Genomic DNA, 19,757 nt, shown 5'->3' with positions numbered 1-19,757 from the left:
CGCTGTCACGCGCTATAAAGGACGGAGCTGAGTATCCGTCACTTTTCTCCCTCATTTATATTTGGACTATAAATTCTATTTTTTCGGTTTTCAACACGAATATTCAGTTTTGTCGGTGCGTCCCCACACCCACCGCCAGCGCAATCGCGATGCAGAGGGTCGCCGACAGAGAACGGAATGCACCGAAATCGACCTCTGACACGGTCAGTACTGTGGCATCGAATTGTCGTAGCGGATTGACGGCCGTATCGGTGATCGCCACGACCGGAATCTTGCGGGCACGGCTTGAGGAAACAATCTCCATCGTTTCAGCCGAATAGGGCGCAAAGGTGATGGCGAGAACCACATCGCCCTGGCGGATTGCATTGGCGCTCTGCAGCTGGCCGACAGAGGCATGCAGCATGGAGGGCACTTGCATCTTCTCGAAAGCGTAGGCGAGATAGCTTGCGACCGGGAAGGAGCGGCGCAAGCCGACGATATGGATCATCTGCGCTTCGGCCAGCACCTGGATTGCGGCTTCGAAAGCAGACTGATCGACAGTTTTCAGCAGGTTTTCCAGCGATGCACGCCCGGCTTCGACAAATTCTGCCAGAAGCCGTCCACCACTGTCTTCGCCCTTGTCGCGCAAGTTGGTGAGCCGGGTATCGTAATCCGGCCAACGGCCGGAATAGCTTTCCTTGAACAGTCGCTGCATTTCGGAGAAGCCGGAAAAGCCTAAGATCTGGCAGAAGCGCATGAAGGCGGAAGGCTGGACTCCTGCCGCTTCCGCCATCTCCGCGACAGTGGAAACGGCGATCCGGTCGGTATTGGCTGCCACATAATCCGCGCACTGCCGCAATCTCTTCGGCAGTTTCGGCGCAACCTCGACAAGTCTCTCCTCAAACTCCTTCACCGTTGCCGGTGCAGCAAGATCCTGCATCTCGTTTCACTCCCCCAAAAATGAAATCGTCTCTCCTGGATTGGAATATCTATTCCAGAAAAGGCAGGACAGGGAAGCGGAATCTCGGGGGCACCCTCGTCAATCGAATTGCAGGATCACCTCATCGACGGCAAGACTTTCACCAGCCTTCACGCAAACCCTGGCAACGCGGCCCCTGCGCTCTGCGCGAAGAATGTTTTCCATCTTCATCGCCTCTACGGTTGCCAGCGCCTGTCCGGCCTCGACCTCATCCCCCTCCGCGACCGAGATCGAGGTGATGACGCCCGGCATGGGGCAAAGCAGCATCTTCGATGTGTCCGGCGGCAGCTTTTCCGGCATGAGACACGCAAGTTCGGCGACGCGAGGGCTGCGCACCTGGGCGACGATGTCCATGCCATGCCAACGCAATCGGATGGCGGATGGCGAAAGATCGATCTTTACCGCCAGAACCGCATCGCCCAGCCGGAAAATGCCGAGGCTGCGGCCCGGCAGCCAGTCCGTTTCGACAGCCAGCCTCTCGCCGCCCTCGACTTGAGTGACAATATGATCGCCCTCAAGATCAAGGGAAATCCGGTGCTCGGTTTTACCGAGTTGAACCACCCAGTCCTTGCCGACAATGCGGCGATGGTTGCCGATGGTGCCGGAGATTTGCGCTGCGCGGCTCTGCACCTGATGGTGAATGACCGCAGCAATCGCCGCCAGTCGTTCAGCGGCTTGCGTCTCGGGCTCCACTCCGGAAAAACCGTCTGGAAATTCCTCGGCAATAAAGCCTGTGGTCAGATTACCGGAACGGAAACGAGGATGCTGCATGACCGCCGAGAGGAAGGGCAGGTTATGCCCGATGCCCTCGACCTCGAATCGATCGAGCGCCTCGCCCATGGCATCGATAGCGGAGAGCCGTGTCTCGCCCCAACTACAGAGCTTGGCGATCATCGGATCGTAATACATCGAGATTTCGCCGCCCTCAAAGACGCCGGTATCATTGCGTAGGATCGTGCCATTCTCCTGTCGGCCCTCTTCTGGGGGACGGTAGCGGGTCAATCGACCGATGGAGGGAAGGAAGTTGCGATAAGGGTCCTCCGCATAAAGGCGGCTCTCGATGGCCCAGCCATTGAGCTTGATGTCCGGTTGGGAAAGAGACAGTTTCTCGCCTGCCGCAACACGGATCATCTGCTCCACGAGATCGATGCGGGTCACAAGTTCGGTGACGGGGTGCTCCACCTGAAGCCGGGTGTTCATTTCCAGGAAGTAGAAGTTGCGGTCGCCATCGACGATGAATTCCACCGTGCCAGCGGAGAAATAACCGACCGCCTTGGCAAGCGCGACAGCCTGCTCGCCCATCGCCTTGCGCGTTGCCTCATCCAGAAACGGAGATGGCGCTTCCTCGATCACCTTTTGATTTCGGCGTTGAATGGAGCATTCCCGCTCGCCGAGATAGAGCACCTTGCCGTGCTGATCACCGAGAACCTGGATTTCGATGTGACGCGGCTGTGTGACGAATTTTTCGATGAAAATCCGATCGTCACCGAAAGATGCTTTTGCTTCGTTGCGTGATGACTGGAAACCCTCGCGGGCTTCCGCATCGTTCCAGGCAATGCGCATGCCCTTGCCGCCGCCGCCGGCCGATGCCTTGATCATCACCGGGTAGCCGATCTCGGCTGCAATGCGGACAGCCTCATCGGCAGTCTCGATCAGCCCCATATGGCCGGGAACGGTGGAGACACCTGCCTCGGCGGCAAGTTTCTTGGAGGTGATCTTGTCTCCCATTGCTTCGATGGCTTTGACCGGCGGGCCGATGAAGGCAACGCCTTCCTTTTCCAGAGCCGCCGCGAAAGCCGGATTCTCAGAGAGAAAGCCATAGCCCGGATGCACCGCGTCAGCACCCGTTTTGCGAATGGCCTCGAGGATCTTGTCGATCACGATATAGGACTGGTTGGAGGGTGCGGGGCCGATATGCACCGCTTCGTCGGCCTCGCGCACATGCAGCGCATTGGCATCCGCATCGGAATACACCGCGACCGTTGCGATGCCCATCTTCTTTGCGGTGCGAATGACGCGGCAGGCGATTTCGCCGCGATTGGCAATGAGGATTTTCTTGAACATAGGCTTCATCCTCACAATGGAATCGTATCGTGTTTCTTCCAATGCGTCGTCACCTGCTTGTTGCGCAGGGACGCAAAGGCGCGGGCAATCCGGCGGCGCGAGGAATGCGGCATGATGACTTCATCGATGAAGCCGCGTTCGGCAGCGACGAAGGGATTGGCGAAACGCTCCTCATACTCGCGCGTCCGTTCCGAGATCTTGTCGGGGTCCGACAGTTCAGAGCGGTAGAGAATTTCAGCCGCACCCTTGGCGCCCATCACGGCAATCTCCGCCGTTGGCCAGGCATAGTTGATATCGGCGCCGATATGTTTCGACGCCATAACATCATAGGCGCCGCCATAGGCCTTGCGGGTAATCAGCGTCACCATCGGTACCGTTGCTTCGGAATAAGCGAAGAGCAGCTTGGCGCCGTGCTTGATGACGCCGCCATATTCCTGCGCGACACCCGGCAAGAAGCCCGGCACATCCACCAGGGTCAGGATCGGAATGTTGAAGGCGTCGCAGAAGCGGACGAACTTTGCCGCCTTGCGGGAGCTGTCGATATCCAGGCATCCGGCCAGCACCATGGGCTGGTTGGCGACGACGCCGACGGTCTCGCCTTCAAGGCGGATGAAGCCGGTGATGATGTTTCTGGCAAAGGCCTCCTGCAATTCAAAGAAATCGCCTTCGTCGGCAATCGCGTGGATCAACTCCTTCATGTCATAGGGCTTGTTGGAACTGTCCGGGATCAAGGTATCGAGCTTCGCCTCAAGGCGGGCCGGGTCGTCATGGAACGGTCGCGTCGGCGACTTCTCCCGGTTGTTGGTGGGGAGAAAATCGAACAGCGCACGCACCGCTTCAAGTGCCTCGATGTCGTTCTCATAGGCGCCATCGGCAACAGAAGATTTTTTCGTGTGGGTGGTGGCGCCACCCAGCTCCTCGGCGGTGACAATCTCATTGGTGACGGTCTTCACAACGTCCGGACCGGTGACGAACATATAGGAAGTATCGCGCACCATGAAGATGAAGTCGGTCATGGCGGGCGAATAGACCGCGCCGCCCGCGCAAGGTCCCATGATGACGGAGATCTGCGGCACCACGCCGGAGACTTCCGCGTTGCGACGGAAGACTTCCGCATAGCCCGCAAGCGACGAGACGCCTTCCTGGATGCGCGCACCGCCGGAATCGTTCAAGCCGATCACAGGGGCACCGACGCGCACCGCCATATCCATGATCTTGCAGATTTTTTGTGCGTGGGTTTCCGACAAGGAGCCGCCAAGCACGGTAAAATCCTGGCTGAACACATAGACCTGCCGTCCGTTGATCGTGCCCCAGCCGGTCACGACGCCATCGCCAGCCACCTTCTGATCCGCCATGCCGAAATCCACCGCCCGGTGGGTCACATACATGTCGTATTCTTCGAAGGAGCCTTCATCCAGCAGCACGTCGAGGCGTTCGCGCGCCGTCAGCTTGCCTTTGGCGTGCTGCGTATCGATACGTTTTTGCCCGCCGCCCAGACGAGCCTCGGCGCGGCGGCTTTCCAGTTCTTGAAGGACTGAACGCATAAGACCTCCCTGTCGCATTCGCCGACAAGTCTTAAAGCCTTATTCGCAAAATGGAAATGTCGGCCTTCGTCGCAGACGGAACATACACCAGCTAGCCGCGATAGGCGACGAGCACCGCCCCGCAGGCAATTAGGATCACGCCGAGCCAGTTGGGAAGAGAGAGCCGTTCGCCCAGAAAGAGAACCGCAAACACCGCGACGAAGACCACGCTGAGCTTGTCGATTGGCGCAACGCGCGCGGCATCGCCGATCTTCAGGGCACGGAAATAGCAGATCCAGGATGCACCGGTTGCCAGCCCGGAGAGGACGAGGAACAGCCAGGTGCGCGGTGTGATCGTCGCCGGGCTCTGCCAGTTCCCTGTAACGTAGACCATCAAGCCTGCAGCCAGAAGAATGACGATGGTTCGGATGAAGGTGGCGAAATCGGAGTTGACGTTTTCGATGCCGATCTTGGCGAAGATGGCGGTCAGCGCGGCGAAAGCGGCCGAAAGAAGAGCCCAGACTTGCCAGGACAGAAACAGGTTTTTCATCATCAAGCACCGTTGAGGAGAGGAGTGGTATTCATCCTTACCAAGCCGGGGCCGGAAAAGAAGAGGCCCGCCTCGAATGATCGAAGCGGGCCTCTGTGTGCATTGCTTTTAAGGGCGTTTCTTACTCTGCCGGAACCCCGAGCGCGGTCGGATCGTCAACGACTTTGGGCTCGTCGCCTCTCAGCACTGCCGCCAGTTGTTCCTGGTCGAGTTCGCCTTCCCAACGGGCAACGACGATGGTTGCGACCGCGTTGCCGACGAAGTTGGTCAGCGCGCGGCATTCCGACATGAAGCGGTCGATGCCGAGGATCAGCGCCATGCCGGCAACCGGCACGGATGGCACGACCGAGAGTGTGGCCGCGAGCGTGATGAAGCCAGCACCGGTGATGCCTGCAGCACCCTTGGAGCTCAGCATGGCAACGAGCAGCAGAAGAACCTGTTCACCGAAGGACAGGTGGATACCCGTTGCCTGTGCGATGAAGAGGGCAGCGAGCGTCATGTAGATGTTCGTGCCATCGAGGTTGAAGGAGTAGCCGGTCGGAATGACGAGACCGACGACGGAGCGCTTGCAGCCAGCCTTTTCCATCTTGCTCATCAGGCCCGGAAGGGCTGCTTCCGAAGAGGATGTGCCGAGAACGAGCAGCAGCTCTTCCTTGATGTAGCGGATCAGCGCCAGGATGGAGAAGCCGTTATAGCGGCAGACAGCACCCAGAATGACGAGCACGAAGATCAGCGACGTCAGGTAGAAGGTGCCAATCAGCATGGCGAGGTTGGTGACCGATGCAATGCCGTATTTGCCGATGGTGAAGGCCATGGCGCCAAACGCACCGATCGGAGCAGCCTTCATCAGGATCGCGACCAGCTTGAAGATCGGATACATCAGGGCATGCATGAAGTCGACGACAGGCTTGCCACGCTCTCCGACGATGCCGAGCGAAATGCCGAACAGAACCGAGAAGAACAGCACCTGAAGAATATCGCCTTCTGCGAAAGCGCCGACGATCGTCGTCGGGATGATGTTCATCAGGAAGCCGGTGATGGACTGCTCATGCGCCTTGGCGGCATAGGTGGCAACGGCCTTGCCGTCCAGCGTGGACGGATCGATGTTCATGCCGGCACCCGGCTGAACGACGTTGGCAACGATCATGCCAACAATGAGCGCCAGGGTGGAGAAGGTTATGAAGTAGATCATCGCCTTGCCGGCAACGCGGCCGACCTTCTTCATGTCGTTCATGCCGGCAATGCCAGTTGCGACTGTGAGGAAGATCACGGGTGCGATGATCATCTTGACCAGGCGGATGAAGCCATCGCCGAGCGGCTTCAGCTGTTCGCCGAGAGCGGGGTAAAAGTGGCCGAGCGCAATACCTGCGGCGATGGCGACGATGACCTGGAAATAGAGATGCCGGTAAAAAGGCAGTCTGGCGTGGCTTTCGGCCACGGCTGTGCTGTCAATCATTGTAGTTCCTCCTCGGCTTAACCCTGCCCTGACGGCCTCCCGGGTTTGCCTTTGCGTTTTGCCCGGCCCTCTGCCGTTCGGAAATACAAGAGCAAATAGCGTGCCAGTTCGATCTTGGAGAATTAAATGACTGAAAAACATGGATTTTATTTTGAGTCGAATCAGCAACCGTTTTCACAAGTGTGTTTTCCCGCTCAACATCTCTTGTCTTTTGTGTGGATTCCCGCACATTGGGGCGATGGGTTTCGAGCAATACAATGTCCACTTTCTTAAATAGTAGCCGCTTCCGCTGGATGGCCTTTGCGCTGATGTGGGTCATCATTGGCTTCGGCGCCTTCGTCGCTGCCGACAAGATCGGGCGCGTCCAAGCGACGAAGCGGTTGATTGCCGATTCCACCACGGACGCCGAGCTGAAAACGGCTTTGCTGAATGTGGCACTGGAGCGCCCGCGCGTCCTGCCACTCGTCCTCTCCCGCGACAGGGATATCACCGAAGCATTGGAGAATGGCGGCGCGGCCGTCCAGCGTCTGGATGAAAAGCTGGAGGGGCTGATCGAGGGCACGCAGGCCTCGGTCATCTATGTGACGGATGCAAAGGGCGTCACCATCGCGTCCAGCAATTGGCAGACGCCCGAGAGTTTCGTCGGCTCCAATTATGCCTTCCGGGACTATTTTCGCAGAGCCATGGAAACGGGCATGGCGGAGCATTACGCGCTTGGCAATGTCAGCCGCCGGCCGGGGCTCTATATTTCGCGGCGGATCGATGGCGCAGATGGAAGGCCGCTCGGGGTGGTCATTGCCAAGGTGGAATTCAACCGGCTCGAGACCGACTGGAATATCGGCGGGCGTCCCGTTTATATCGTCGATTCCAATGGCGTGGTGCTGATGACAAGCATACCCGAATGGCGGTTCAAGACGGTGGCGCCGATCGACGAAGCCAAACGGCGGATGATTTCCGCTAGTCTCCAATTCGGAGAGGAAGCGCTCTCTCCCTTGCCGGTGACTGTGCGATCCAAACTCGGTCCGGATGTGGCGCTGGTGGAGGTGAACTCCCCGCCAGCGCTGAGAGGAGATTATCTTCGTCTCGAACTTCCCGTCCCGACGACCAGATGGTCATTGCATTATCTTCAGCCCGTGACGCCAACGACCAATGCCGCGATACGCGAAAGCCGGATCATTGCTCTCGCCGCCCTCATGCCGTTCTTTGCGCTCTCGGCAATCTGGCTTCGGCGTCGGTTAAAGGCGGAGCAGGCACAGGCTGCTGCAGAGCGGGCGCGGGCAGAGTTGGAGCGCCGCGTGCAGGAGCGCACCGTCGATCTGACCATGGCGCGCGACAAGCTTCAGGCCGAAATTCTGCGACACGAACAGACGGGCAAGGAACTGCAGAGCGTTCAGCACGATCTTGTCCAGGCAAACCGGCTCTCGATCCTTGGCCAGGTGGCGGCGGGCGTCGCGCATGAGATCAATCAGCCCGTGGCGACCATTCGCGCCTATGCCGACAATGCGCGTGTACTTTTGAAGCGAAAGCGCGCCGAAGAGGCGGATGAGAACCTAGAGAATATCGCCGCACTGACCGAGCGCATTGGCGTCATCACCAGCGATCTCAAAATCCTCGCCCGCAAGGGAAGGACCGCAGCCGAGCCCGTCAGCCTTCGTCTGGTCGTGGAAGGGGCGGTGGTGTTGTTGCGCAGCCGCTTTTCCGGTCGCATGGACATTCTCGATCTCGATCTTCCCGATGAGAGCGTCAAGGTGATGGGAAGCCGCATCCGCCTGGAGCAGATCGTCATCAATCTCCTGCAGAACGCGCTTGAAGCCGTCGAGGAGAAGACTGACGGTCGCGTCGACGTGCGGGTCGAGGAGGACAAGGACGACGTTGTGCTAAGGGTTCGCGATAACGGACCCGGCATCGCTGCGCCGATTCTCGAGCAGCTTTTCTCGCCCTTCAACACGTCGAAGGAAGGGGGCCTTGGCCTCGGCCTCGTCATCTCCAGCGATATCGCCTCGGATTATGGTGGCCGGATCGAGGTCGATACCGGCGAAAGCGGCACATGTTTCTCAGTCTATTTGAAGCGGGCATGACATGACGGTGATGGGAACGGTCTATCTGGTGGATGACGACTCGCAGCTTCGCAAGGCGATGCGGCAGACGCTGGAACTCGAAGGCATGACAGTGATGCCTTTCCCCAAGGCAGAGCTGGCGCTCGATGCTCTGGAGGAGAATTTCGACGGTGTGATCGTTACCGATGTGCGCATGCCCGGCATGGATGGCCTGCAGTTTTTCGAGCATGTTCGGAAGATCGACGCGGATCTGCCGGTCATTCTGATCACCGGCCATGGCGATGTGCCGATGGCCGTCAGCGCGCTTCAAAACGGTGCTTATGATTTTATCGCCAAGCCCTTTCCCGCCGAGCGCATGGTGGAAAGTGTGCGCCGTGCGCTGGAGAAGCGCCGGCTGGTGATGGAAAACAGGGCGTTGAAGCAGGCGGCTGATCAGTCGATCGACGACATGCCGCTGCTTGGCCAGACGCCTGCGATGGAGCGCCTGCGCAATACCTTGCGCCACATCGCCGATACGGATGTGGATGTGCTGGTGGCGGGAGAGACCGGCAGCGGCAAGGAAGTGGTGGCAACAGCCCTGCACCGCTGGAGCAAGAAGCGCAGCCACGGAAACTTCGTGGCGTTGAACTGCGGTGCCTTGCCGGAAACCGTGATCGAAAGCGAGCTCTTCGGCCATGAGGCCGGCGCCTTTACCGGCGCGCAGAAGAAGCGTATCGGCCGCATCGAATATTCAAGCGGCGGCACGCTGTTTCTGGACGAGATCGAAAGCATGCCGCCTGCTCTCCAGGTGAAGATGCTGCGTGTTCTGGAAATGCGCGAGGTTTCCCCAGTCGGCTCAAACGAGGAGCGTTCAGTCGATATTCGCGTCGTTGCCGCCGCCAAGGTGGATCTCGGGGATCCAGAGCAGCGTAAGGATTTTCGCGAGGATCTCTATTACCGTTTGAATGTGGTGACGCTCTCCATCCCGCCATTGCGCGAGCGGCGTGCCGACATACCGCTGCTTTTTTCCCATTTCGTCAGCAAGGCTTCCAGCCGCTTCGGCATGCCGGTGCCGCAGATCGGCGCCTCCGTGTCGCGCTACCTCAACGAACATCAATGGCCGGGCAATGTGCGTGAACTCGGACATTTCGCCGAGCGCGTGGTGCTGGGACTGGAGGGCGGGCAGCCGCAGATTTCCAGCCCGGCTGCGATATCGAGTGGATCAGGGACGCTTTCCGAACGCATGGATCGGCAGGAAGCCGACATCATTCGCGAAACACTGGAGAAGCATCAGGGTGACGTTGCCGAAACCATCGCGGCGCTAGGAATTGCGCGCAAGACCTTTTACGACAAGTTGCAGCGCCATAACATAAACCGCTCGGATTACGTCCCCAAATGAGGGTGATCCGAGCGGTTCAAGTTCTTAAAAATCAAGGCTCTAGCGGTCAGCCTGCGACGCAGAAGTGGCTGTTTCCATCATTGCCGATATAGGTACCGCTGTTCGGATTGAAGCTGCGGTAACGCTGCGAGCAATAGTTATACCAGGACTGGGACCACGGTTCGATCGTGCGGTAAACCTGACGCTGTCTGTAGACGGGGCGGGGCTCGTAAACCGGCTGGGCGCGATAGACCGGGCGAGGTGCGGGACGATACTCGCGATAGTCCGGATCATCATATGTGTAGCTGGGCTGATAGGTCTGATAGTGGCGAACCGGAGGAGGCTCGGCATAGACCGGCTCTTCCTCATAGCGCGGCTGCGACAGGGCAGAGCCGACGGCGACACCTGCTGCGAGGCCAAGAACACCGCCGATGATGGCTGCGTCGCGATTTCTGTGACGCCAGTCGCCAGCAGATGCCGTGTTCAAGGGTGCCATGACGGTTGCAGATACCGCAAGGGCCAGGAGAGATTTAGCTGCAATCGAAGCCATGTTCATTTTCCATCAAAACGGCAGTTGCCCGCCAGTTGTTGTCCGATGGTTAAGAAAATAGATTCCGCAGGCTGAACGGGCGCTGAATGAATTGTGGCAGGATCGAAGCGCTTAACCTGCCGCCATATGGGTAGGCGAAAACACTTCCATCAGCCCTAGATAGGGCTTTTCGACGGGGCTTGCATAGGCACCGCGCTTGGCCGTGGTGAGCCCAAGCGAGATCAATGTCTCGGCATGTTTTACCGCTGCCGAAACACCATCGATAACGGGAACGCCAAATTCATGTGACAGCTCTGCCGCAAGATCCGCCATGCCGGCGCAGCCAAGCACGATGGCCTCCGCCTTGTCTTCGTGAAGCGCCGCTGTGATCTGTGCCCGTAGCCGCGGCAGAGCGTCTGAGCTCGGGTCTTCCAGCGACAGGACCGGAATGTCGGCGGCCCGCACCTTGGCGCGAGCGCCCATGCCGTAGCGATGCACCAGATGTTCGAGCGGCAGGCGGGAGCGTTCCATGGTGGTGACGACGGTGAAGCGTTGCGCGATGAAAGCCGCGGTCGCGACGGCCGCCTCGCAGATGCCGATGACGGGGATGGTCGCAAGCGCGCGCGCCGCATCGAGGCCCGTATCGTCAAAGCAGGCGATGACCGCGGCCTGTGCCCCGCCCTTTTCCGCCTTGGCGATCTCCAGGAGAAGCCCCGGTATGGCGAAGACCTCGTCATAATAACCCTCGATCGAGACCGGTCCCATCGACGACGTCACAGCGACGATCTCCGTCGAGGTGGAAGCGACCGCCTTGGCCGCCGCCTCGATCGTCTGAGTCATCGATTGCGTGGTATTGGGATTGACGACGAGAATGCGCATGATGTGCGGGTCAGCCTTTCGAGCGGCGGCGGTTCATGGCGGCAATGATGCCGAGCGTTGCGCCGATGACGATGAGAGAGAAGAAAGTGGTAACGGCACCAAGGGCATAGAGCACCGGCGTGGTGACGTTCGTCGTCATGCCGTAAATTTCGAGCGGCAGCGTATTATATGTGCCGGACGTCATCAGGGTTCGGGCAAACTCGTCATAGGAAAGCGTGAAGCCGAACAGGCCGACGCCAATCAGGCTTGGCGCAATCATCGGCAGCACCACGTTGCTGAAGGTCTGCCAGGAATTTGCACCTAGATCGCGCGCAGCTTCTTCGTAGGATGGCGAGAAGCGGTTGAAGACCGCAAACATGATGAGGACGCCGAAAGGCAGGGTCCACGTCAGCTGTGCGCCGAAGGCGGAGCTGTACCACGCAGGCTCCAGGCCAAGCTGCTGGAAAAGCACGCCGATGCCGAGCGAGATGATGATCGATGGCACCACAAGGCTTGCAACCGAGAGATAGAAGAGCGGGGTGGCGCCGACGAATTTGCGGCGGAAGGCAAGGCCCGCCAGAAGCGAGACAAGCACGGTGACGATCATCACCATCACGCCCAGCATGAAGGAACGTCGGAAGGAGCCGCCAAAGTCGCCGACCGCCTGCTGTTCGAAGAGGTTGGCGAACCAGTGCAGAGAGACGCCGTTTAGCGGGAATGTCAGGCCGCCATTCGGTCCCTGAAAGGCCAGGATCAGGATGGCCGAGAGCGGGCCATAGAGAAACAGCACGAAGAGGGCGAAGAAGATGGCAAGGATGTAGAATTCGCGACCGCGTTTTTCCGAATGCATGGATCAGAGCTCCTTACGGATATCGACGACCCGCAGAATGCCTGCGACCATCAGGAGAACGAGGGCGAGAAGGACGACAGCATTTGCAGCCGCCGCCGGATATTGTAGGAGCGACATCTGGTTCTTCATCATCAGGGCAACAGAGGCACTCTGTCCGCCGGACATGACCTGCACGGTGGAAAAATCCGCCATGACCAGCGTTACGACGAAAATGGTCCCGATGGCCATTCCGGGCTTCGCCAAGGGAATGATGACGTTCCACAGCACCTGCCAGCTGGACGCGCCCGCATCGCGCGCGGCCTCCACCAGCGACTTGTCGATGCGCATCAGCGTGTTGAAGATCGGCGTCACCATGAAGAGCGTGTATAGATGCACCATGGCCAGCACCACGGCGAAGTCGGAATAGAGCAGCCATTCGATGGGCGCCGGAACAATTCCCAAATTCACCAGCGCACTGTTGATCAGGCCGTTGCGGCCGAGGACCGGGATCCATGAAATCATGCGGATGATGTTGGAGGTCAGGAAGGGCACGGTGCAGATGAGGAACAGGACCATCTGCATGGTGGTGGTGCGAATATGGAAGGCCAGGAAATAGGCCACCCAGAAGCCGAGGAACAGCGTGATCGCCCAGACAAGGAAGGCATATTTCAACGTATTGAGATATGTCTGCCAGGTCACCCAGGAGCCGAGCGTTTCGGTATAGTTGAAGGTGACGAAGTCGGGATACATCTGGGCAAAGTCATAATCCCAGAAGCTCACCACCACGATCATCAGGATCGGCAGGAGAAGAAAGAAGCCTAGGATCAGCGCCAACGGCGTTGCCTCGATGTAAGACACAAGTCCCTTCGGCAGGGTGAAGGGCTTGCCCGCTTTTTCTTTCTTTTCGCCAACGCCTATAAATCTGACCGTCGCCATTCAATGGAGCCCTTTATTGTTGTCATGATCGGCAGCTTCGCGCTGCCGGTCCTGGTGCGATAACGACGGATTGAAACCTCCCCGTCGTCATGGTCGGCCCCCGGATCAAGTCCGAGGATGACGAAAAGCAAGTGCCGAAGGTATCGGCAACCGAAGACCGGCGGCGTTGAACCGCCAGCCTTCTTGTTCTCATCAAGCAGCGATGAACTCGTTCCAGCGACGGACCATGTAGCGGTCTTCGTCCATGACGGAGTTCCAGCAGGCGACCTTGCCCATGCGCTCTTCGAAAGAGCCGCCATCGCGCACAGCGCCAGCCTTTTCCATGACCTTGCCGTCCGGAGCGATGATATCGCCCTGGGCAGGCTTGCCTTCCACCCAGTAACCCCACTCGTCGGCGGTCATGTAGTTCTTCGCGGTACCCATGGCAGCGGAGTAGTAGCCCTGGCGGTTGAGGTAAGCGCCAACCCAGCCGGAAGTGTACCAGTTGATATATTCATAGGCCGCGTCGAGCTTCGCGCCGCTCAGGTGCTTGGCGAGACCGAGACCGCCGCCCCAAGAACGATAGCCTTCCTTCAGCGGCTGGTATTTGCAGGCGATGCCCTTGGAGCGAACGGCGGCAACCGCCGGCGACCACATGGACTGGATGACGACTTCGCCCGACGCCATGAGGTTGACGCTCTCGTCGAAGCTTTTCCAGAAGGCGCGGAACTGGCCGTCCTTCTTGGCCTTGATGAGGAAATCGATGGTCTTGTCGATTTCCGCCTTCGTCATATTGCCCTTGTCGGCATATTTGATGTTGCCCATGGCTTCCATGATCATTGCAGCATCCATGATGCCGATCGATGGAATGTTCAGGATGGAGGTCTTGCCCTTGAACTTCGGGTCCATGATATCGGCCCAGGTGGTGATCTCACGGCCGACGAGATCCGGGCGAATGCCGAGCGTATCGGCATTGTAGATCGTCGGAACCATGGTGAAGTATTCGGTTTCGCTCTTGGCAAACTTCTTGTCGCTGGGCTTTTCGACATAACCCACCGTGTGGGGTGCCGTGCCCTGGGCAATGACGCTGTCAGGCGTCAGCTTGCCGGTTTTGAACAGCGGCACGATCTTGTCGTAATATTTCAGTTTCTTGATTTCCATCGGCTGGATCACACCGGCCGGATAGACCTTCTTCAGGATCCAGTATTCGATGTCTGCGATGTCGTAGGAGTTCGGCTGGGTGACGGCGCGCTGTGCTGCTGCATCCGAATCCGTTGCCGTCATTTCAAGCGTGATGCCGAGGTCCGCCTTGCACTTTTCGGCAATCGCATTGATGTTGGACACGCCCGTGCCGAACTGGCGCAGCGTGATCGGGTTCTGCGCCCAGATGGTGGGGAAGCCGGTGATCAGGCCGGAGCCGACGGCAGCACCCGTGGCGGCAGCGCCCGCCTTCAGGAGACCGCGGCGGGTCAGGCCCTTTTTCGTCTTGTTGGAATCGGTCATTTCAGTTCTCCTCTGGTTGTTTTATGGTCGTTATTCTACCCGTCCGAGCACGATGGCATCGTCCGCATTCCAGGAAAGAGGTATGGCATCGCCAACCTTGATGGGATTTTCGAAGAAGACCGCGTCGGTCAAAATCACGTTGAAATCGTCGATGCCGGCACCGTTGACGGCGAGCTTGACGCTGGCGCCGCGATATTCGACGTTGGAGACGATGCCGGTGAAACCAAGGCCAGGCTCCCCTTCGCCGATGCGCACGCGGTCGGTACGCACGGCAATATCGACCGCATCATCCGGCGGTGTCTTGCCGCTGGCCTTGAAGATGCCACCGCCTGCCACTTCCAGCGTCACCGTCTCGCCCTCAACCTCTTTCAGGCGACCGGAAATGACGTTGTGATCGCCCATGAAGCGAGCGACGAAAGCCGTTGCGGGGCGCTCGAAAACCTCGCGGGGTGCGGCGGCCTGCTCGATGCGTCCGTCATTCATGACGACAATGATATCGGCCAGCGCCATGGCCTCTTCCTGGCTGTGGGTCACATGCACGAAGGTAATGCCAAGCGAGGTCTGAAGTTTTTTAAGCTCCGCGCGCATGCGGATCTTGAGGAAGGGGTCGAGCGCCGAGAGCGGCTCATCCAAAAGCAGCGCTTCCGGGTCGGTGATGAGCGCGCGGGCAAGCGCGACGCGCTGCTGCTGGCCGCCTGAAAGCTGCGCAGGACGGCGGGTCGCATAGGGCTCAAGCTGCATCAGCTTCAGCATTTCGAGCGCCTTGGCCCGCCGGGTCTCCTTGTCTGCGCCCTTCATCTTGAGGCTGAAGGCAACATTGTCGACGAGATCGAGATGCGGGAAAAGCGCATAGGATTGAAACATCATTGCCGTGCCGCGCTGGGCCGGTGGCAGATCGGTGACGACCGTATTGCCGAGCCGAACATCGCCGCTGGAAATGGTCTCGTGGCCTGCGATCATGCGCAGCGTCGAGGTCTTGCCACAGCCGGACGGACCCAACAGACAGCAATAGCTGCCCGCCGGTATTTTCAGGCTAATGGCGTGAACGGCCGTGGTGCTTCCATAGACCTTGGTAACGGCGGCGATGTCTATCTCGGCAGCTTTGCTCATGCATGTTCCCCTGCTTGTTGCAGATGAACTTGCATAAGCCGTGCCAATTTCAGGCTTGCATGTCTAACCGATTGAAACGGCATCGCTTTTATTTTAGCTGGCGCGACTTTGATCAGCCTCTGCCACTTGCATGCACAAAAAAGCAGCTATTGTTTTCAATAGCGGGCAGGATTGTATGCAATTTTGCGGGATGGATGGCCGCTTTGATGTTTCCACGTCGCGACTTTCGCGATAGTAAGAAAATAAATCGGGAAAAAGCAATGACACTTTCGCAACTCGAACCCGACATGGACAACGCGCCGGAGGATCGCGCGCAAGCGATCCGCGATACCTTGCGCGATGCGATCGCAGATCGCCGTCTCACGCCGGGAACGAAGTTATCAGAGGCCGAAGTCGGCGCGCTCTTCGATGTCAGCCGCACGGTCGTACGCGCTGCCTTGCAGATGCTGAGCTTTGAGGGACTGGTGAGAACGGAGCGAAATAGGGGCGCTTTCGTATCCAATCCATCGCCGGATGAGGCTCGTCAGGTCTTTGCCTCTCGCCGCCTCATAGAACAGGGCATCGTTGCCGCAGCGGTGGAACGGATTACACCCGAGGGCATCGCCAGCCTGCGCGCTCATCTGCAAGAGGAAACGCGATATCAGCTCGAGAGGGGGCCTTCCGCCCGTCGAGCGGAGATCAAGGCTTCAGGCGATTTTCACCTGCTCCTGGCCTCACATGCCGGTAACGCCATTCTCGAAAAATTCATGGGCGAGCTCGTCGCCCGCTCCTCGCTAGTCATCGCCCTTTATGGCCGATCCGGAATTTCAAGCTGCGGCCATGGCGATCACTCTGCCATTCTCGATGCGCTGGAAGCCCGCGATGGAGAAAAGGCCCATCGCCTGATGATGCATCACATCGATCACATCGAGGCCGACCTCGATCTGCGTGTGAAGGAAGGCCTGGCGCTGAAGGAAGCGCTGGCGCTGTAACAAAAGCCGTGCGCGCAAGCGCCGCACGGCCGTTGTGTTATGCCGCGTAGCGGCTGATTCCGAGGTCGGCGGTGTCGATGTCCGGCTTGTTGCCCGACACCAGATCCGCCAGCACGCGCGCCGAGCCGCAGGCCATGGTCCAGCCAAGCGTTCCGTGTCCGGTGTTCAGGTAAAGGTTCGCATAGCGCGTCGCGCCAATCACCGGCGTGCCATCCGGCGTCATCGGGCGCAGTCCGCACCAGAATTTCGCCTGGGATTGATCACCGGCACCACCGAACAGGTCTTCCACCGAATGCCTCAAGGTCGCCTGACGTTTGGCGGGCAGATCCTTGTTGAAACCGGCAATTTCCGCCATGCCGCCCACGCGGATGCGATCGCCGAGGCGGGTAATCGCCACCTTGTGCGCCTCATCCATGACCGTGGAGATCGGCGCCGTGGCCGCATCGACGATCGGCACGGTGATCGAGTAGCCCTTGACCGGATAGACCGGCAGGTCGAGACCGAGATGCTTGAGAAAACGTGGCGTGTAGCTGCCAAGCGCGCCAACAAAAACATCCGCTTCGATCAGCCCCTTGCTCGTCTCAACGGCCTTGAGGCGGTTGCCGTCGACGATAGGGCGCATGATGCCGGTGTCATAGATGAACTTGACGTCGGCCTGCTCCGCCAGTTTCGCCAGTTCCGAGGTGAACATGAAGCAGTCGCCCGTCTCATCGCCTGGCAGCCGCAGGCCACCGACGATCTTGTCCCGCGAGGAGGAAAGGCCAGGCTCTACCGCAACGCAGGCACTACGATCGAGAATTTCGTAAGGCACGCCACCGGCTTTGAGAACCTCTACGTCCTTGCCGATACCATCAAACTGCTTCTGGGTGCGGAAGACTTCCAGCGTCCCCTGCATGCGCTGATCGTACTGAATGCCGGTCTCGTCACGAAGCGTCATCAGGCAGTCGCGGCTGTATTCGGCGATACGCACCATGCGGCTCTTGTTGACGTTGTAGCGTGCAGCCGTGCAGTTGCTCAGCATCTGGATCATCCAGCGCCAGGCGGCGGGATCTGCGGTGGGGCGAATGATCAGCGGCGCGTGCTCCATGAAGAGCCACTTCAGCGCCTTCATCGGAATGCCGGGTGCTGCCCAGGGAGAGGAATAGCCCGGCGATACTTCGCCGGCATTGGCGAAGCTGGTCTCCAGTGCCGCTGCCGGCTGCCGGTCGATCACGGTCACGGAATGTCCGGCCTTGGCGAGGTACCAGGCTGAGGTGACGCCAATGACGCCGGCTCCAAGAATGGTGATGTTCATGCTGGCCTCACAGGTTTCGAGCAATAGTGGAAGAAGCGGCAGCCTGCTTTTCCGGATAGATATAGCGACGGCGATAGCGCTGGCCCAGCCGCGTCAGTATCTCATAGGCGATCGTGCCTGCGTCCTCGGCAATCGCCTCGAGCGTCTGGTTCGGCCCGATGATTTCGACGAGGCTGCCATGGGTGAACGTGCCTTCGGGAAGGGCGGAAATATCGAGCGTGATGCTGTCCATCGAAACGCGCCCGGCAATAGGAAGCCGAACGCCGTTGAAATAAGCGGCTCCTCGGCTGCTCAAAGAGCGCGGCAGGCCATCGGCGTAGCCTGCGGCAATCGTTGCTAGCCGGGTTTCTGCCGTTGTGCGCAGCGAGGCGCCGTAGCCGACGAAGCTTTCAGCCGGCACTGTACGGGTTTGAACCACTGCAACGCTCAAGCTGACGACTGGCTTCATCGGATTGGGATGAACTGCCGATGGCGCGCCACCATAAAGCGCGATGCCCGGTCGCATCAGGGCGTTGTGATAGTCCGTGCCGAGAAAGATGCCGCCGGAATTGGCAAAGCAGACCGGCACGCCGGGAAACTGCTCGGTGGTTTTGCGCATGACGTTAAGCTGCAGCGCATTGGCCTCGTGGTCCGGCTCGTCGGCGCAGGCGAGATGGCTCATGATGCAGGCAAGATCGATGCCTTTGAGCATGGCTGGTGTCGCCAGCAGCCTTTCGACCTCGTATGGCGCCAGTCCGAGCCGCGACATGCCAGTGTCGATTTGCAGGGCAGCGGGCAGTGTCTTGCCAAGGACGGCGGCTTGCGCCGACCATTGGGCGACCTGCTCCAGCGAGTTGAGAACAGGAATGATGTTCAGTGCAGAGCAGGAGGTTTCGTTTCCAGGCTGGAGGCCATTGAGAACAAAGATTTTTGCATCGGGCGCTATGTGCAGACGAAGAGACAGCGCCTCATCAATATGAGCGACGAAGAAGTGCCGGCATCCCGCGTCGTAAAGGACGGGCGCGACGATATCGGCACCGAGACCATAGGCATCTGCCTTCACCACGGCACTCGTCAGCGCATGCGGCGCCTTGGCGGCAAGCGTCAGATAGTTGTCGCGAAGGGCTGCAAGATCGATCGTCAGATAGCCGCTTGCGCCACCTTGAGCTTTCTGCTGCTGGAGGGTCATGTCCATTGTCGTTCCCTTTGTTCTTTTGGCAACAGAGTATTGCAATGATCCTTGAATTTAAGCAGGGTGAGGCGAAGAAAATTCGATAAATTCGTTTTTCTTGCAATTTCATGCGATCAATCGGAATGAAATCATGTCTGCTCTCGACGCCACCGATCGTCATATCATCCGCCTGCTTCGGCTGAATGCCCGCATCAGCAATGCCAAACTTGCCGCTGAGGTGGGGCTATCGCCGTCCGCCTGTCTGCGTCGTGTGGATATTCTGGAGAGGGAAGGCGTCATTCGCGGCTATACGGCCATCACCGGAAGTGCTGCCGGTGGAGAGGTGATTTCGGTCATCGTCCAGATCACCCTCGATCGGCAGACGGAGGATTTTCTCAATCGCTTTGAAAATGCCGTGCGACGCTATCCGGAAGTGCGAGAATGCTATCTCATGACCGGCGGCTCGGATTATTTTCTACGCGTCGAAGTGGAAACGGCGGGCGATTTCGAGCGGGTCCACAAGGATATTCTCTCCAAGCTTCCGGGCGTCTCACGCATCCATTCGAGCTTCGCCATCCGCAATGCGCTCGCCGCCCCCAAGCCTCGGGCGACGGAGCGCAAATCTTGATCGGG

General features: G+C 59.0%; 17 protein-coding genes. 4 read left to right on the top strand and 13 right to left on the bottom strand.

Annotation, left to right across the window (positions count from 1 at the left end):
* Positions 1 to 103: 103 nt before the first annotated feature.
* The 5 genes from EYC79_RS12160 to EYC79_RS12140 all read right to left on the bottom strand — a co-directional run bounded on the left by EYC79_RS12160 (position 104) and on the right by EYC79_RS12140 (position 6,551).
* Positions 104 to 919 carry a MurR/RpiR family transcriptional regulator gene (locus EYC79_RS12160; protein ID WP_111847343.1) on the bottom strand — a complete coding sequence of 272 codons (816 nt, stop codon included), beginning with the start codon at positions 917 to 919 and terminating at the stop codon, positions 104 to 106.
* A 99-nt stretch (positions 920 to 1,018) separates the two neighbouring features.
* Entirely contained in the window at positions 1,019 to 3,022 is a 2,004-nt protein-coding gene (locus tag EYC79_RS12155; RefSeq protein ID WP_130978157.1) for an acetyl-CoA carboxylase biotin carboxylase subunit, read from the bottom strand.
* A gap of 11 nt (positions 3,023 to 3,033) precedes the next feature.
* Positions 3,034 to 4,566: an acyl-CoA carboxylase subunit beta gene (locus EYC79_RS12150; RefSeq protein WP_111847344.1), complete on the bottom strand. Its 1,533-nt coding sequence runs from the start codon at positions 4,564 to 4,566 to the stop codon at positions 3,034 to 3,036.
* Between the two features lie 91 nt (positions 4,567 to 4,657).
* A complete protein-coding gene (locus EYC79_RS12145; protein WP_111847519.1) occupies positions 4,658 to 5,095 on the bottom strand; it encodes an EamA family transporter in 438 nt (145 codons plus the stop codon).
* Between the two features lie 121 nt (positions 5,096 to 5,216).
* Positions 5,217 to 6,551 (bottom strand): dicarboxylate/amino acid:cation symporter, encoded by a 1,335-nt coding sequence (locus tag EYC79_RS12140; protein WP_111847345.1) that lies wholly within the window; start codon positions 6,549 to 6,551, stop codon positions 5,217 to 5,219.
* A gap of 257 nt (positions 6,552 to 6,808) precedes the next feature.
* Here EYC79_RS12140 and EYC79_RS12135 point away from each other — a divergent pair, with 257 nt between their 5' ends.
* Positions 6,809 to 8,629 (top strand): sensor histidine kinase, encoded by a 1,821-nt coding sequence (locus tag EYC79_RS12135; protein ID WP_245495271.1) that lies wholly within the window; start codon positions 6,809 to 6,811, stop codon positions 8,627 to 8,629.
* 1 nt (position 8,630) lies between these two features.
* Positions 8,631 to 9,986 (top strand): sigma-54-dependent transcriptional regulator, encoded by a 1,356-nt coding sequence (locus tag EYC79_RS12130; RefSeq protein WP_062423726.1) that lies wholly within the window; start codon positions 8,631 to 8,633, stop codon positions 9,984 to 9,986.
* A gap of 46 nt (positions 9,987 to 10,032) precedes the next feature.
* Here the strand turns inward: EYC79_RS12130 and EYC79_RS12125 are convergent, their stop codons facing one another.
* The 6 genes from EYC79_RS12125 to EYC79_RS12100 form a co-directional block, all read right to left on the bottom strand.
* Entirely contained in the window at positions 10,033 to 10,515 is a 483-nt protein-coding gene (locus EYC79_RS12125; RefSeq protein ID WP_130978156.1) for a BA14K family protein, read from the bottom strand.
* A gap of 111 nt (positions 10,516 to 10,626) precedes the next feature.
* A complete protein-coding gene (locus EYC79_RS12120) occupies positions 10,627 to 11,373 on the bottom strand; it encodes an aspartate/glutamate racemase family protein (RefSeq protein WP_130978155.1) in 747 nt (248 codons plus the stop codon).
* Between the two features lie 10 nt (positions 11,374 to 11,383).
* On the bottom strand, positions 11,384 to 12,202 hold the full coding sequence (locus EYC79_RS12115) for an ABC transporter permease (RefSeq protein WP_062423729.1): 819 nt from the start codon (positions 12,200 to 12,202) through the stop codon (positions 11,384 to 11,386).
* A 3-nt stretch (positions 12,203 to 12,205) separates the two neighbouring features.
* The gene (locus EYC79_RS12110; RefSeq protein WP_062443958.1) at positions 12,206 to 13,117 is read right to left on the bottom strand and encodes an ABC transporter permease; all 912 of its coding nucleotides are present in this window, start codon (positions 13,115 to 13,117) and stop codon (positions 12,206 to 12,208) included.
* 192 nt (positions 13,118 to 13,309) lie between these two features.
* Positions 13,310 to 14,599 (bottom strand): ABC transporter substrate-binding protein, encoded by a 1,290-nt coding sequence (locus EYC79_RS12105; RefSeq protein WP_130978154.1) that lies wholly within the window; start codon positions 14,597 to 14,599, stop codon positions 13,310 to 13,312.
* A 30-nt stretch (positions 14,600 to 14,629) separates the two neighbouring features.
* The gene (locus tag EYC79_RS12100) at positions 14,630 to 15,709 is read right to left on the bottom strand and encodes an ABC transporter ATP-binding protein (RefSeq protein WP_112953269.1); all 1,080 of its coding nucleotides are present in this window, start codon (positions 15,707 to 15,709) and stop codon (positions 14,630 to 14,632) included.
* A gap of 260 nt (positions 15,710 to 15,969) precedes the next feature.
* Between EYC79_RS12100 and EYC79_RS12095 the strand changes: the two genes are divergently transcribed.
* Positions 15,970 to 16,680, top strand: coding sequence for a GntR family transcriptional regulator (locus EYC79_RS12095; RefSeq protein WP_112520672.1), 711 nt, complete (start codon positions 15,970 to 15,972; stop codon positions 16,678 to 16,680).
* Positions 16,681 to 16,717: 37 nt separating this feature from the next.
* Here the strand turns inward: EYC79_RS12095 and EYC79_RS12090 are convergent, their stop codons facing one another.
* A complete protein-coding gene (locus EYC79_RS12090; protein ID WP_130978153.1) occupies positions 16,718 to 17,974 on the bottom strand; it encodes a D-amino acid dehydrogenase in 1,257 nt (418 codons plus the stop codon).
* 7 nt (positions 17,975 to 17,981) lie between these two features.
* A complete protein-coding gene (gene alr / locus EYC79_RS12085; protein WP_130978152.1) occupies positions 17,982 to 19,148 on the bottom strand; it encodes an alanine racemase in 1,167 nt (388 codons plus the stop codon).
* Positions 19,149 to 19,275: 127 nt separating this feature from the next.
* On the opposite strand from alr, the gene EYC79_RS12080 reads away from it, so the two are divergent.
* Positions 19,276 to 19,752 carry an Lrp/AsnC family transcriptional regulator gene (locus EYC79_RS12080; RefSeq protein ID WP_062423735.1) on the top strand — a complete coding sequence of 159 codons (477 nt, stop codon included), beginning with the start codon at positions 19,276 to 19,278 and terminating at the stop codon, positions 19,750 to 19,752.
* The last annotated feature ends 5 nt before the right edge of the window (positions 19,753 to 19,757 follow it).

It is taken from the genome of Agrobacterium cavarae (assembly GCF_004310285.1).
GTDB classification, from domain to species: domain Bacteria; phylum Pseudomonadota; class Alphaproteobacteria; order Rhizobiales; family Rhizobiaceae; genus Agrobacterium; species Agrobacterium cavarae.
This window is presented reverse-complemented; position numbering and strand designations above follow the sequence as displayed.

Bases quoted from the DNA above. Each gene is read 5' to 3' on its own strand.
- EYC79_RS12110 (WP_062443958.1), bottom strand. From the start codon at position 13,117: ATGGCGACGGTCAGATTTATAGGCGTTGGCGAAAAGAAAGAAAAAGCG.
- EYC79_RS12080 (WP_062423735.1), top strand. From the start codon at position 19,276: ATGTCTGCTCTCGACGCCACCGATCGTCATATCATCCGCCTGCTTCGG.
- EYC79_RS12105 (WP_130978154.1), bottom strand. From the start codon at position 14,599: ATGACCGATTCCAACAAGACGAAAAAGGGCCTGACCCGCCGCGGTCTC.
- EYC79_RS12155 (WP_130978157.1), bottom strand. From the start codon at position 3,022: ATGTTCAAGAAAATCCTCATTGCCAATCGCGGCGAAATCGCCTGCCGC.
- EYC79_RS12145 (WP_111847519.1), bottom strand. From the start codon at position 5,095: ATGAAAAACCTGTTTCTGTCCTGGCAAGTCTGGGCTCTTCTTTCGGCC.
- EYC79_RS12120 (WP_130978155.1), bottom strand. From the start codon at position 11,373: ATGCGCATTCTCGTCGTCAATCCCAATACCACGCAATCGATGACTCAG.
- EYC79_RS12140 (WP_111847345.1), bottom strand. From the start codon at position 6,551: ATGATTGACAGCACAGCCGTGGCCGAAAGCCACGCCAGACTGCCTTTT.
- EYC79_RS12100 (WP_112953269.1), bottom strand. From the start codon at position 15,709: ATGAGCAAAGCTGCCGAGATAGACATCGCCGCCGTTACCAAGGTCTAT.
- EYC79_RS12135 (WP_245495271.1), top strand. From the start codon at position 6,809: ATGTCCACTTTCTTAAATAGTAGCCGCTTCCGCTGGATGGCCTTTGCG.
- EYC79_RS12150 (WP_111847344.1), bottom strand. From the start codon at position 4,566: ATGCGTTCAGTCCTTCAAGAACTGGAAAGCCGCCGCGCCGAGGCTCGT.
- alr (WP_130978152.1), bottom strand. From the start codon at position 19,148: ATGGACATGACCCTCCAGCAGCAGAAAGCTCAAGGTGGCGCAAGCGGC.
- EYC79_RS12160 (WP_111847343.1), bottom strand. From the start codon at position 919: ATGCAGGATCTTGCTGCACCGGCAACGGTGAAGGAGTTTGAGGAGAGA.
- EYC79_RS12095 (WP_112520672.1), top strand. From the start codon at position 15,970: ATGACACTTTCGCAACTCGAACCCGACATGGACAACGCGCCGGAGGAT.
- EYC79_RS12125 (WP_130978156.1), bottom strand. From the start codon at position 10,515: ATGGCTTCGATTGCAGCTAAATCTCTCCTGGCCCTTGCGGTATCTGCA.
- EYC79_RS12130 (WP_062423726.1), top strand. From the start codon at position 8,631: ATGACGGTGATGGGAACGGTCTATCTGGTGGATGACGACTCGCAGCTT.
- EYC79_RS12090 (WP_130978153.1), bottom strand. From the start codon at position 17,974: ATGAACATCACCATTCTTGGAGCCGGCGTCATTGGCGTCACCTCAGCC.
- EYC79_RS12115 (WP_062423729.1), bottom strand. From the start codon at position 12,202: ATGCATTCGGAAAAACGCGGTCGCGAATTCTACATCCTTGCCATCTTC.